Raw genomic sequence first — 13,738 nt, forward strand, 5'->3', positions numbered from 1 at the left:
AGAACTATCCCTTTACCGCGCCGAGCGACAGGCCTTCGACGAGATAGCGCTGCGCATAGAGGGCGAGTGCCAGCGTCGGCGTGATCGACAGCACGATCGCCGCCGAGATCTGGCCATACTGGATGCCGGAGGAGGTGATGAAAGCCAGCGCGCCGACCGTCACCGGCTGCTTGTCGGCCGAGGCGAGCACCAGCGCGAAGACGAAATTGTTCCAGGCGAAGATGAAGGCGAGCAGGCCGGCAGCCGCAATGCCGGGGCCGGCAAGCGGCAGCGCGATCTTGCGGAAGGTGGCGAACCAGGAATGACCGGCAATGCGATAGGCGTATTCGATATCGGCCGGGATGTCCTCGAAATAGCCCCGCACGATCCACAGGATTAGCGGCAGGCAGATCAGCTGATAGACCCAGATCAGCCCGATATAGGTGTTGGCCAATCCAAGCTTCTGGAAATAGAGGGTGAGCGGCAGGAGCACCAGCAGCGCCGGGGCAAACCGGAACGACAGCAGCGTGAAAGCGATGTCCTCCGAGCCGCGGAACTTATGCCGCGCAAAGGCGTATGCAGCCGGGACGCCGAGCAGCAGCGCAACCGCGACCGAGGTGACCGACAGGAACACCGAATTCCAGAGGTTGCGCATGAAGGCGATGTCGAGCGTGCCGGCCGCCGTCGTCAGCTTTCCGGTGATGAGCGCGGTGTAATTGGCCAGCGTCGGCTTGAAGACAAGCTGCGGCGGAATCCGCAGGATGGTCTCGTTGGTCTGGAACGACATCATGAAAATCCAGACGATCGGGAACATGAAGAAGATCACGACCAGTGTGAGTGCCGCGCCGCGCAGGATGCGTTCGAGAAGCGAGGTGTGTTCCATCCCGGCCTCCTATGCCTGGCCGCGAGCGCGTTCGCGCAGCCGCAGCCAGTTCTTGATGAAAATGTTGGACAGGAAGTAGGTGATCGCCCACAGGATGATCATCAGCGCTGCCGAGCGACCGACATTGGTCGACTGGAAGAAGTTGAGATAGGCCTCGACCTGGAAGACGGTCAGCGTATCGCCCGGACCGCCCTGGGTCATGGCATAGATGATGTCGAACTGCTGGATGGAATCCAGCAGCCTGAACAGCGCCGCCGTCAGGATGTAGGGTGTCAGCATCGGCAAGGTGATGCGGAAAAACACGAAACTCCTCGGCACGCCGTCGAGTGCTGCCGCCTCGAAGGGCTGCGTCGGCAGGCTGCGCAGGCCGGCAAGCAGCAGGATCATGATGAAGGGCGTGTAGACCCAGATGTCGACGAGGACCACGGTGAAAAGTGCGGTCGACGGCGACGAGGCCCAGCGGAAATCCTGCAATCCGATCAAGCTGGCGAGATAGCTCAGCACGCCGAAGCCGGGATTGGTCATCAGCTTCCACATCAGCGCGGCCAGCGCCGGCGCCGTCATCAGCGGCATCAACAGCATGATCGAGATGAAGTTGTTCAGCGTCGAACGCTTCTGCAGCAGCAGGGCGATGCCGAGACCGAGAAGCAGTTCGAGCAGGACGGTGATACCGGCATAGAGCAGCGATATCTCCAGCGTGTTCCAGAACCTCGGGTCAGTGAAAAAGGAGATGTAGTTGTCGCCCCAGTTGAACTGCCGCGCCCAGGGCTGGCTCAGCCGGTAGCGCTGGAGCGAATAGACCACCGATGTGAAGAACGGGATCAGGATGCCGATGCAGACGAGCAAGGCCGGCAGGCTGAGCACATAGGGCAGCACCCTCTTGCTGATCCTGAAGCCGGAAGGCCTGTTTCTTTGCATTGTCGCCGCAGTCATCGTGGTGTTTCCGTCATCTCTGTTGCTTCGCCCCTGCCGGCCGCCCAGGGAGCTAGGCGGCCGGTTGGGCGAGTGGCGGCACCGCCAATGTTTGAGCATCGGATTTTCCCAAAACCGGTTTCCACTTTTGGGCCCGTTGCTCCAAGCGCCGCTTCGCATTGGAATGCCTGGCTGACCCGCAAAAGCGGGTCAGCCGTTCGCTTGGACTTAGCCGAGCCCGGCTTCCTTGAGCTGGCCGTCGACGCTGGTGGCCAGCATGTCGAGGCCTTCGTCGACCGGCACTTCCTTGGCCACCATCTTCTGCAGCGTCGCCGCCCATTCGGTGGTCAAGTCGAAGAACAGCGGCTGCGCCGTGAACTTGATGCTGGCGCCCGGCGCCGAGACGTCGAACATCTCGACATAGCCCGGATAGCTCTTGTTCAGCTTCTCGCGGAACATCTCGTCCTTCCAGACCGACTGGCGGACCGGATTGACGAAGTCCATCTTGGTCGCGCCAAACAGCGCGTGCTCGGGCCCGGATGCCCATTGCATGAAGTACCAGGTAGCGTCCTTGTCCTTCGAAAAGTTGGACATCGACAGCGACCAGATCCAGATATTTGGCGTCGGCGCCTTGGCGGCCGGGTTGGCCTTGAAGCTGGCAAAGGCGAGCTTGCCGGCCATCTTGTTATCGCCGCCATTCATGAAGTAACCCAGGATGTCGGCGTCGAAAATCATTGCCGAGGCGCCCGCACCGAGATCGGTGCCGACCTGATACCAGGTGTAGGTCGACCAGTCCTTGGGGCCGCTCTCCTGGATCATCTGGACCCACTGCTTGTGGAAGGCCTTGGATTCGGCAGTGTTCATCGCGGCGGACAATTTGCCATCGGCCGAGACATTCAGGTCCTTCTGGTCAAAGTTGGCATAAGCCGACAGGAAGCCGGGATGGATCGTCGCCCAGGAGCGCGAGCCCCGCACGCCGATGCCGTAAACGCCGCCACCGACATCCTTGGTGAGCTTGGCCGCCGCAGCGACCATCTCGTCCATATTGCCGGGAACGGTGACACCGGCCGTTTCGAACATCGCCTTGTTGTAGGTGATGTTGTTCTGTTCGAAACCCCACGGAATGCACCACTGCTTGGCATCGTCGGAGCCGAGCACTCCGCCGGGCTGGCCGTTCCAGGCGCAGGACTTCCTGACACCGGGCAGGAAGTCGTCCCAGGCATAGTTCGGGTTGGTCTTGGCAGGATCCTTGATCCACTCGTTGAGGTCGGTGATCCAGCCGGCCGGGCCGTATGTCCAGGTCATGTAGGCGCCGGTCATGAAGGCATCGTATTCAGGCGAGCTGGCCGACAGCGCAGCGGTGACCTTGTCGAAATAGACGTCTTCTGGAAACACGTCATAGACGACTTCCATGCCGGTCAACTTCTTGAAGTTTTCGAGGTTGGCGATCATCGCATCCGCATAAGGATGCTTGTTGAGCAAGAGCTTGATGGTCTTGCCCTTGTGCGCCTGCCAGTCGAAATCCGCGGCGAGCGCGCGGGTCTGCCCCAGATTGAGCAGCGTGCCGGCCGTGCCGGCGGCAAGGCCCATTGCGCCAAGGCCCTTGATCAGCCCACGACGATCGACTTGTCCGCGCAGGAACGCATCGATCAGGTCTTTTTCTTTCTCATGCATTTGTCTTCTCCTCCACAGGGTAGTTTCAATCGAATAGTTGCCGGCTACCCGACCGGCGTCTGCTCCACGAGTGATCGCGCCGTCCGCTCATCGGTGACCAAGCCCTTGAGATAGCGGCCCTCCAACACCGATTTGATGGCACGAACCTTCACCTTGCCGCCGGCAACGGCGACAATCCTGCGATTGCTGATATCTTCTCGCGCCAGCGCCAGCGCCCGGTTGGAAAGCGTCGTCTCGACCGCTTTTCCAGCATCGTCGAAGAAATGGCCGAGCAATTCGCCGACGCCCCCCTTGCGACGGATCTCCTCCATTTCGCCCTTCTCGATCATGCCGGTGGCGACCAGCGACGCCTCGCGCTCGGCAGTGCCGATACCGGCAATGAGCAGGTCGGCGGCCTTGCCGAGATCGAAGACTTCGCTGATGCCCTTCTGCCCGAGCAGCACGGTTCGATCCTCGACCGTGTTGGCGAACATCGGCACCGGCATCACATAGGCTTCCGCGCCGGTCCGTTCGGCCAGACGGTGAATGACATCGTGCGGATTGGCCGAGAACTTGCGCGTCAGGCCGCCAAGCAGCGAGACGAAGCGGGTCTTTTCGGCCGATATGCGCGGCAGATACTCCACGCAAGCGGCGAGCGTGCGGCCATGACCGACGCCGATCAGCGTATCCTCGCCGCGTTCGATCTCGCGCTTGAGAAACTGCGCGCCGGCAATGCCGAGCGCCTTGAGTGGCAGGTCTTCGCCGTCGAAGTCGGGAACGACCTCGCAATAATCGAGGGCGTAACGGCTGGACAAATCGTCCTCAAGCGCGACGCATTCCGACACTTCGCCGTCGATATAGACTTTGACCAGCCCTTCCTGGTTGGCCTTGGTAATCAGGCGATGCGCCTTGAGACTGGTCAGGCCAAGCCGCTTGGCGACCTCCGACTGGGTCAGGCCGCCAGCATAATGAAGCCAGGCGGCACGCGTTGCCATACTGGTTTCATCGTCGCGCAGGAGGCCGTTTCCAAAACCAACCATTTCCGCCCTGAGATATTTTTATCAGTTGATGCAAAATTTTTCACAAGGCGCCGCCGGAGTCAAGCGCCGCGTGATTCAAATTACACTGAGGAGGCAAAAAACTGGCCTGCGGGAGAGGCATCGTGCAGGCCGGCGCCCATTTGAAATGCCACACCTGTCGACCTGCCGCAGCCCCGATCAGTCTGCCGCCCTGCTCGCTAATCGCGCCCAGGGTTGGCGCGACATTTGCAATTGCCCGGGACCCGAATGGCGGTAGACCTCGCTTACGAATCAGGCGGATTCGGGCACCTAGGAACAAGGGCCGAGACGTATCGATCTTCACTTCGCGGGAGCTACAATAATTCTTCACAAACGGCTATCTATGCTGGCGACAGGGCGTTTGGTTCGAGTCACGAGGGGCGCGGCTTGGAATTCGATTTGAAGACCATTGAGGCGCTTGCTCCTGATCAAGCGTCGCTGAGCGCCGCCTCCAAGCTGACCAAGCGATCGAACTGGCCGCGACTCGAGCGCAATGAGCAGCAGGCGCTCATCTGGGGTGAATGCCAGGGTTCCGGCTCCAATCCTTATCGGGTGGTGGTCGACACAGGCGATCACGGTTACAAATGCACTTGCCCGTCGCGAAAATTCCCGTGCAAGCACACGCTGGCCCTGATGTGGATTGCTGCCACCGCGCCAGTCAGTTTTGCCGCGGCCGAATCCACGCCGGAATGGGTGAATGACTGGCTTGGCCGGCGCAGAAAGACGACGCCGGCGCCAGCGCAATCGATACCCGCTGCGGCAGTCAAGAGCATTGATGAAGCGGCACGGGCGGACGAGAGCGTCGCCGTCGAAGACGTTGCGGCTGTGGAGCGTCGCGAGGCAGCGCAGCGCAAGCGGGCGGAGGACACACGACAAGCGGTATCGGCGGCGCTGGATGAGCTCGACCAATGGATCGCCGATCAGTTGCGGCTTGGCCTTTCGAGCTTTATCGAGGCGAGCAGCGACCGTTGCCGCCGGATTGCCGCGCGGCTGGTCGACATGAAGGCGACCGCGCTTGCCGGTCGCGTCGACGAGATCCCATCGCGGCTGATGGCGCTGCGCAGCGAGGAAAGACCCGATGCCGCAATCCGCGAGCTCGGAAAGCTTGTGCTGCTGGCCAAGGCGTGGCGGTCGGCCCCCGACGACCCTGAGCTGAAACGCCTCGTATCGACGTCCGAAACCCGCGAACAGGTTCTGGCCAATCCCGATGCAAGACAGGTCGAAAGCTTCTGGGAAGTTCTGGGCGAGAAGATCGAGAGCCGCCGCGACGGTCTCGTCAGTCATTCGACCTGGCTGCTCGATCTTAAGAGCACCATCCCGCAATTTGCCGTGCTGCTCGATTATTTTCCGGCTTCTGCCGGACGCCGGTCCAACGCTTTTGCTCCGGGTGATCGTTTCGATGCACGGCTGGTCTTCTATCCATCACGCAAGCCGCTGCGCGCATTGGTGGCGGAGCGCATGGGTGAAGTGATGTCCGGCGCGTGGCCTGATTTCACCTTTGGCGCTGCAAAGGACCCACTTGCCACGCATGCTTCCCATCAGGAGGCTGCGCCTTGGACTACCGATTGTCCTCTCATACTGCCGCCTGGTGCGATCCTGGTCGACGACCGGGGCACAGGCTGGTGGCAGGCCGCGGACGATGCGCAAGGGATAGCCTTGCCGATCGCCGGCGCTGTCAATCAGACATTGCTCGGCCTCGACCTTGCGGCCACGGCAGCGCTCTGGGATGGCGCCCGGCTTGATCTTCTGGCGGCGCAAAGCGGGTTCGGGAGGCTTGACCTGTCGTGAATGAGGGCGAGCAAGCAGGCCTGGCGACAATGCGCGACTGCTGGATCACCGGCGGAGCCACTTTCGATCTGGCTCCGACCGCCTGGAAGGCAATCGCCGGCGGCGCAAATGCCGACGAGCAGGAGCGCAGGCTCCTGGCAGTTGCAGCGCAAGCGCTCGACGTCGCCTTGCGGCCGGCGGCGCCGAAGACGCTCAAGCGGCGGCCGCCGCTGCCCGGGCTTGCCTTGCCAATGCTGCCGGAGCGGTTGCGGCCGCTTTTGCGCGCCGGCCTGAAACAAGCCGCAGACGCAAGGCGCAAGACGCGCGTAGTGGCGCTTGTCGCCAGCCGTGGCTACGTGCTTCATCCGATGGACTGGATGCCGTCAGCGTCAGATCAGAACAGCCCGGACGTCTACGCTCCCTGGATCGACTGGCAAGCCAGCGTGGATGGAGAAAGACATGCCCCGCAAGAGAAACTCACGGCGGAAAACTGGGATGAGTTCTATCCCGCCGCGCGCCGCATCGCGCTGGCCGATATGCGCCGCAGTGAACCGGCTTCGGCTCGAACGCTGATCGAGGCCAAGGCATCGGGTGAACCGGCAGAAATCAGGCTTGCGCTCATCGAACTGATGCGCTTCGGCCTCAATGCCGAGGACGCGCCGTTCCTGAAAAGCCTTGCCACCGACCGTTCCGGCAAGGTGCAGGAACTGGCTAGCCGGTTGCTGGCAAGGTTGGGCGAGCACGGCCATTCGAGCGAAGGCGGGGCGGAGGATCCCGCAGTCGAACTCGCCGCCTTCATCGGCGAAGGCAAATCCGGCTTCATCCGCCGCCGGACCACCTACACGCCGGCGAAACTCAAATCCCCGGCGCAGGAAAAGCGCCGCGCCGAATTGTTCGAGACCTGCAATCTCGTCGACCTTGCCGCACGGGTCGGCACTACGGAACCCGAATTCCTAGGGGCCTGGCAATTCGGCGCCGACACCAATGCCGACATCCTGATCGCACGAATGGTCGCCGCTTCCGGGAGCGACGCCGCGGTGACGCGTATGGCGGACATGCTTGTCGCCGATGGCGGCAAACCGGCGCTGTTCGTGTTGCACCTCATGCCGCGTCTGGACAGCCGCAGAAAGCGTGTCCTCATCAGGTTGATCCTGAAAGACTCGAACTATCTTGGTGCTCTCAATCTTGCCGAAGGCATGGAAGCAAGTTGGCTGGAATGGGGCGACCTGACGAATAGCCAGACCCTGCTGGCGTTGCGTTCCGCCGTTGCGGGAAACGACGATGCCGTGCGGCGGGGCGCCGACGAAATGGTGGAAACGATGGGCTTTCTTGCCACTGCGACCACAGCAGCCAAATTGATCGACGACGTTGTCGCAGCCGGCATGCCGCCCGCGGCCCCATCACTCAGTGTCCTGCGTCTCAACGCGGCGCTGGCCGAATATCAATCTAGAACCGACACATGATCAATCCGGAGAATACAAATGAACGCTGCCATCCGTCTCCCGGTCGAGCAGGCCTATGCCTCTGAACTGCAGGCGCTGGCGCGCGGTGACGACAGGCAAAAGCCTGCCGGCTGGAGCCTCTCGCCACAGGCTGTGCTGACCTATCTTCTGGGCGGAAAGGCCGGTGACGGCACGCCGGTGACGCCAAAATATGTCGGTCGTCGCCGACTGATGGAAACCGCGGTGGCAACGCTCGCCACCGACCGCGCGCTGTTGCTGCTCGGCGTGCCCGGAACGGCCAAGTCCTGGGTGTCTGAACATCTCGCCGCCGCCATCATGGGCGACTCGACACTGATCGTGCAGTGCACGGCCGGCACCGACGAGAACCAGATCCGGTATGGCTGGAATTATGCGCAACTTCTGGCAAAGGGCCCGAGCCAGGAAGCATTGGTGCCGACGCCGCTGTACCGCGCCATGCAAACCGGCAAGCTCTGCCGCCTCGAGGAACTGACCCGCATGGGCTCGGACGTTCAGGACACGCTGATCACCGTACTTTCCGAAAAGATGATGCCGATTCCGGAATTGAACACATCGATCTATGCCCAGCGCGGCTTCAACATCATTGCCACGGCAAACAACCGCGACAAGGGCGTGAATGAACTCTCCTCGGCGCTCAAGCGTCGCTTCAATGTCGTCGTGCTGCCATTGCCCGAAGACATGGCGGAAGAGGTGGCGATCGTCTCCAAACGGGTTGACGAAATGGCTGGCGGGCTCGACCTGCCGGTGCCGAAAAATGTCGGCGAGGAGATCGCCCGTGTCCTGACCATCTTCCGCGAATTGCGCTCCGGTGCGACCGCGGATGGCAAGGTGACGCTGAAGACGCCCTCGGGCTCGCTGTCGACGGCAGAGGCAATTGCGACGATGGTTGGCGGGCTCAGCCAGGCGGCGTGGTTCGACAGCGGCAAACTCGGCGCCGAAGGTCTAGCCGCCAGCCTTGTCGGCGCGATCGTGAAAGATCCGGTGCAGGATAAGATTGTGCTGGAGGAATACCTGGAAACAGTGCTGAAGAAGCGGCCGGACTATGCCGGCTACTACGCGGCCTTGAACGCAGCGATCTGACGCCGTGGGACACGGCGACATCGCCTATTTCGGCATACGCCATCACGGGCCGGGTTCCGCCGACAGCCTGGTGCAGGCGCTACGGGATTTGAAGCTGGTCGCCGTGCTGATCGAGGGGCCGATCGACGCCTCCCCGCTGCTGCACTTGCTGGCGCGCCCGGAAATGCAGCCGCCGGTGGCGCTGCTTTGCTATCCCGAGGACGATCCGGCTTCGACAAGCTTCTGGCCTTTCGCTGAGTTCTCGCCCGAATACCAAGCGGTGCTGTGGGCGGTTGGCCACAAGGCGACGTTGCGGTTTATCGACCTGCCGTCGTCGGCGCGGTTCACGGCGGCGGTGACGGATGGCGCGAACAAGACCGACGATCCCGACAGAGCCGAGCCCACGGACGAAGCCGGCGGCGAGGACGGCGACGCGGCCCCGCATCGGCGTGACCCGATAGGTACACTCGCAAGGGCTGCCGGTTATGAGGACGGCGAAAGCTGGTGGTCCGACATCATTGAACAGAACCCGGAACCCGGCCCTATATTCGCGGCTATCGCCGATGCGATGACGACACTGCGGGACGGCGAGGGTCCGATCGCTGAGTTCGAGGCCCAGCGCGAAGCGCATATGCGGCTCGAAATCGCCGCTGCGCGAAAGGAATTCGACGGATCTGTCGCTGTCGTCTGCGGGGCATGGCATGTGCCGGCACTGCAGGCCACACACTCGCAGAAAAACGATCAAGCCCTGCTCAAGGGGATCGCGCGACGCAAGAGCACGATGACATGGGCGCCGTGGACGGGACCGCGTCTGGCGCTGGGCTACGGCTATGGCGCGGGCGTCGTCGCACCCGGCTGGTGCAAGCATCTTTGGCGCACGCGCGGCCGTCACGATGCGGCAACCCTGTGGCTTGCAATGATCGCGGCGGTGTTGCGGGCGAAAGGTCACCTGATTTCGACTGCCTCGCTGATCGAAGCCGAGCGGCTCGCCCGGGCGCTCGCCGCAATTCGCGAACGACCCAAACCCGGGTTCGAGGAATTGCGCGACGCCGCGATTGCGGCTCTGTTCAATGGCGAGGCGTTGCTGTGGACGCTGGTCGAGGCCGAACTGCTTCTGGGTGCCGACGTCGGGGAAATCCCACCCGACACGCCGTTGGCGCCGTTGATCGAGGATCTGCAGCGCAACCAGAAGGCCGCGCGGCTGAAGCCCGAGGCGCTGGAGCGGGAATTATCCGTAGACCTGCGAAGTGATAGCGGGCTGTTTCGCTCGACACTGCTGCATCGGCTGAACGTGCTTGGTGTGCATTGGGGCAGATTGACGGACAGTGGCCGCAGTCGTGGCACGTTTCGCGAGCGGTGGACGCTGGCATGGGATCCGGAATATTCCGTCCGTCTGGTCGAGAACCTGATTTACGGGCCGACCATCGAAAAGGCTGCCAACGGCCGCCTGATCCAGATGATCGAAACGGCAGCGACCCTCGACACGCTCGCGGCACTGGTCCAAAGCGCCATCACCGCAGGCCTGTCGGAAGCTTCGAGCGCAGGCCTCGCGGCGTTGGAGGCGCGAGCGGCGCACAGCAGCGAATGCCTGGAGATCCTGGCGTCGGTGCCGCCGCTCGCCGACATCATCCGTTACGGCGAGGCTCGCAAGACGGAGACGAACCGGCTGTCCGGCCTCATGGAGCGGCTGATCGTCGAAGGCGCGATCGCGCTTCCCTATGCTGCGCGAGATCTGGATGAGCAAGCCGCCGCGACACTGGTTGGTGCGATGCGCATGGCCGATGAGGCGATCAGACTGGTCGAGCCCGGGCAAGACGTGCTGGACGGATGGCGCAGCGGGCTGGCTGCCGTGCTGGAGGGGTCACGGTCGACGGCGTTGCTGGCAGGATGTGCCGCGCACCTTCTCTACGAGGCCGGTCGCCTGTCCGCCGAAGCCGCTGCCGGGCTGCTCGGGCGACGCCTGTCGCCGGGCACTCCGGTGGCCGAAGCGGCCGGGTTCTTCGAAGAGTTCTTCAGCACAGCCGGTCAACGGCTGATTTATGACGAGGGTCTGCGCGGTGCGGTCGATGGGTGGCTCAAATCCCTGGACGAAGATGCTTTCATCGCGCACCTGCCATTGCTGCGCCGTGTCTTTTCCAATCTGGACAGCATGGAACGCCGCCGGCTGATCGAAGCGGTCCTCGGCCGCGCTGCGCGCCTGCCGGCTGGCCTGACGCCGTCGCCGGATGGGGGCGAGGCATGGCGCCGGCACCTGGAGCTGCTTGGACCGTTGCTCATGGGACAAAACGGCAATGGATGACGAGAGCGAAATGAATGAGCCCGGCCCACTCACTGCCGATGGCGGAAGGGAGCGCCGCTGGCGACTGGCGATCGGCGCCGATGACGAGGCGTCGGCGGCACTTTCCAGCGACGACAAACGACTTTCGGCGGCGCTCGACGCACTCTATGGCGACGGCGTCAACGCGGCGGCCAGCGACCCGCGCAAGCGGCGCGGTGGGCTCGGCCGGTCGGCGCCGCGCGTTGCGCAATGGATGGGCGACATTCGCTCCTTCTTCCCCGCGCAGGTCGTTCAGATCGTCCAGAAAGATGCTTTCGAACGGCTCGACTTGAAGCAGATGCTGATGGAGCCGGAATTCCTCAAGGCGATCGAGGCGGACGTCAACCTGGTCGCCGACCTGGTTTCGCTGCGCTCGATCATGCCGGCCAAGACCAAGGACATCGCCCGCACGATCATCGCCGATATCGTCGCCAAGCTGATGCAAAAGCTGGAGCAGAAGACCGCTGAGGCGATACGCGGCGCGCTCGACCGGTCGAGGCGTACCAACCGCCCGCGTTCGCGCGATATCGACTGGCAGCGCACCATCTCGACTAACCTTCGCCACTACCAACCCGAGCACAAGACGATCGTTCCGGAGAAGCTGGTTGGTTTCATGCGCAAGCAGCGCCGGCTGGTCGATCTCGACGAAGTCGTTCTCTGTGTCGACCAGTCCGGCTCGATGGCAAGCTCGGTGATCTACGCCTCGATCTTCGCAGCCGTCATGGCCTCACTGCCGGTTGTTCGCACCAAACTCGTTTGCTTCGACACAACCATCGTCGACCTTACCGAGGAACTCAGCGACCCCGTCGAAGTGCTGTTCGGCGTGCAGCTTGGCGGCGGTACTGATATCAATCAGGCCGTAGCATACTGCGCCGACCGTATCGAGCGGCCAACCAAGTCGCATCTGGTGCTGATCACCGATCTCTATGAGGGCGGCAACGGCCAGGAACTGCTGCGGCGGCTGGCCGCGCTGGTTCGATCTGGCGTCAATGTCGTCGTGCTTCTGGCGCTGACCGATCAGGGCCGGCCCGGCTACGATCCCACGATGGCAGGTTCGGTCGCGGCACTTGGTATTCCCGTCTTCGCCTGCACGCCGGATCTGTTTCCGGATATGATGGCAGCGGCACTGCGCCGGGAAGATATCGGCGCCTGGGCGGCGGGGGCGGACATCAAGCTCATTCGCGCCGACGCCGAGGCGCCCAGGGCAGACGAGTGAGCGCCATGTCCCAGAGGGTTGCCGAACTCCTGTCGCGGCTGAAAAAGCGGCTGGACAGGTCAGCGATTGTTTCAGCCGACGAGGCAGGACCACGTTACAGGGAAGATCCAGACGGCAAAGCCGGCGCACCACCGGAGTTCGTCTTGCGTCCGCGTACTGCCGGCGAGGTGTCGGACATTCTGCGCCTCTGCAACGAGGCGGGGCAGAGGCTTGTCGTCCAGGGTGGCCGGACCGGGCTTGCGGGTGCTGCGCGCATCCAGCCCGGCGAGGCGGTGCTGTCGCTGGAGCGGATGACTGCGATAGAGGCTGTCGACCGCGAGGCGGCGACGATCATCGCCGAGGCCGGCGCGCCGCTGCAAATGGTGCAGGACGCGGCCGATGCGGCCGGCTTGCTGTTCGGCGTCGACATCGGCGCGCGCGGCACGGCCACGGTCGGCGGCAATGTCGCCACCAATGCCGGGGGCATTCGCGTGCTGCGCTACGGCATGTATCGCGCGCAGGTGCTCGGCCTGGAAGTTGTGCTTGCCGACGGCAGCATCCTGACCTCGCTCAAGGGCTTGCCCAAGGACAATTCCGGTTACGACCTCAACCAGCTCTTCATCGGCAGCGAAGGCACGCTCGGCGTCGTCACGCGCGCTTGCCTGCGGCTGCACCCGAAGCCGGCCACCGAGGTCAACGCCTTCTGCGCGCTTGCGTCGCTCGATGCGGCAATCGCGCTGCTTGCGCTGCTCAGGCAGAAGCTCGGGCCGTTGCTGTCGGCCTATGAGGTGAATTTCGCGCCGCTCTACGGTGCCATGGTCGCCGGGATGGATGCACCGGCGCCGCTGCCCGTGGGGTCACCCGTCTATGTGCTGGCCGAGATCCAGGGCAACGAGCCCGAGCGCGACGGCGACCGATTTGCTGCTGTTCTGATGCAGGCGGTCGAGGACGGCATGGTCGACGACGTGGTCGTCTCGCAGTCGCCGCGCGAGTTCCGTGCGCTGTGGGCGGTGCGCGAGGATGCCAACCGCTTCCTGTTTTCAATGAAAGGCCTGATCGGCGTCGACATCAGCATCCCGCTGGCAAGGATGGGGGCTTTCCTGCAAGAAGCAGAAGCCGCGATCAGGGCTGTCGACCCCAGCGCCGACATCTACGTCTTCGGCCATCTTGGCGATGGCAATCTGCACTATCAGGTGCGCACCGTGGATCCGGCGGCGGCGTACGACATCGTCTATCGTGGCGTCGCCGCGGCCGGCGGCGGCGTCTCGGCCGAGCATGGCATCGGCCTCGACAAGAAGGAATGGTTGCACCTAGTGCGCAGCGATACCGAGATCGCGGCCATGCGGCGCTTGAAAGCGGTGTTCGACCCGAACAATATCCTCAATGCCGGGCGGGTCTTCGATCTTTCACCGGCTGAAATCGAAGGCCGATAGC

General features: G+C 63.2%; 10 protein-coding genes. 6 read left to right on the forward strand and 4 right to left on the reverse strand.

Features of this window, described 5'->3' with window-relative positions; genetic code table 11:
* Window positions 1–4: 4 nt before the first annotated feature.
* The 4 genes from ABID19_RS05120 to ABID19_RS05135 all read right to left on the reverse strand — a co-directional run bounded on the left by ABID19_RS05120 (window position 5) and on the right by ABID19_RS05135 (window position 4,467).
* Complete coding sequence (locus ABID19_RS05120) at window positions 5–862, reverse strand: carbohydrate ABC transporter permease (RefSeq protein WP_123146898.1); 858 nt, start codon at window positions 860–862, stop codon at window positions 5–7.
* A gap of 9 nt (window positions 863–871) precedes the next feature.
* Window positions 872–1,795: a carbohydrate ABC transporter permease gene (locus ABID19_RS05125; protein ID WP_354488536.1), complete on the reverse strand. Its 924-nt coding sequence runs from the start codon at window positions 1,793–1,795 to the stop codon at window positions 872–874.
* A gap of 207 nt (window positions 1,796–2,002) precedes the next feature.
* Window positions 2,003–3,448 (reverse strand): ABC transporter substrate-binding protein, encoded by a 1,446-nt coding sequence (locus tag ABID19_RS05130; RefSeq protein ID WP_354488538.1) that lies wholly within the window; start codon window positions 3,446–3,448, stop codon window positions 2,003–2,005.
* Window positions 3,449–3,492: 44 nt separating this feature from the next.
* Window positions 3,493–4,467, reverse strand: a complete 975-nt coding sequence (locus ABID19_RS05135; RefSeq protein WP_354488540.1) for a sugar-binding transcriptional regulator — start codon at window positions 4,465–4,467, stop codon at window positions 3,493–3,495.
* Between the two features lie 405 nt (window positions 4,468–4,872).
* On the opposite strand from ABID19_RS05135, the gene ABID19_RS05140 reads away from it, so the two are divergent.
* The 6 genes from ABID19_RS05140 to ABID19_RS05165 are packed head-to-tail and all read left to right on the forward strand — an operon-like array spanning window position 4,873 to window position 13,737.
* The gene (locus tag ABID19_RS05140) at window positions 4,873–6,273 is read left to right on the forward strand and encodes an SWIM zinc finger family protein (RefSeq protein ID WP_354488542.1); all 1,401 of its coding nucleotides are present in this window, start codon (window positions 4,873–4,875) and stop codon (window positions 6,271–6,273) included.
* Entirely contained in the window at window positions 6,270–7,715 is a 1,446-nt protein-coding gene (locus tag ABID19_RS05145; protein ID WP_354488544.1) for a DUF5691 domain-containing protein, read from the forward strand. Before ABID19_RS05140 ends, ABID19_RS05145 begins: the two co-directional genes overlap by 4 nt.
* Before the next feature lie 18 nt (window positions 7,716–7,733).
* The gene (locus tag ABID19_RS05150) at window positions 7,734–8,813 is read left to right on the forward strand and encodes an ATP-binding protein (RefSeq protein ID WP_292508277.1); all 1,080 of its coding nucleotides are present in this window, start codon (window positions 7,734–7,736) and stop codon (window positions 8,811–8,813) included.
* Window positions 8,814–8,817: 4 nt separating this feature from the next.
* Window positions 8,818–11,091, forward strand: a complete 2,274-nt coding sequence (locus ABID19_RS05155) for a DUF5682 family protein (RefSeq protein WP_354488546.1) — start codon at window positions 8,818–8,820, stop codon at window positions 11,089–11,091.
* Window positions 11,084–12,325 carry a VWA domain-containing protein gene (locus ABID19_RS05160; protein WP_354488547.1) on the forward strand — a complete coding sequence of 414 codons (1,242 nt, stop codon included), beginning with the start codon at window positions 11,084–11,086 and terminating at the stop codon, window positions 12,323–12,325. The genes ABID19_RS05155 and ABID19_RS05160 overlap by 8 nt, the downstream gene beginning before the upstream one ends.
* 5 nt (window positions 12,326–12,330) lie before the next feature.
* Window positions 12,331–13,737: an FAD-binding oxidoreductase gene (locus tag ABID19_RS05165; protein ID WP_354488549.1), complete on the forward strand. Its 1,407-nt coding sequence runs from the start codon at window positions 12,331–12,333 to the stop codon at window positions 13,735–13,737.
* Window position 13,738: the final 1 nt, after the last annotated feature.

It is taken from the genome of Mesorhizobium robiniae, assembly GCF_040545535.1.
Taxonomy (GTDB): Bacteria; Pseudomonadota; Alphaproteobacteria; order Rhizobiales; family Rhizobiaceae; genus Mesorhizobium; species Mesorhizobium robiniae.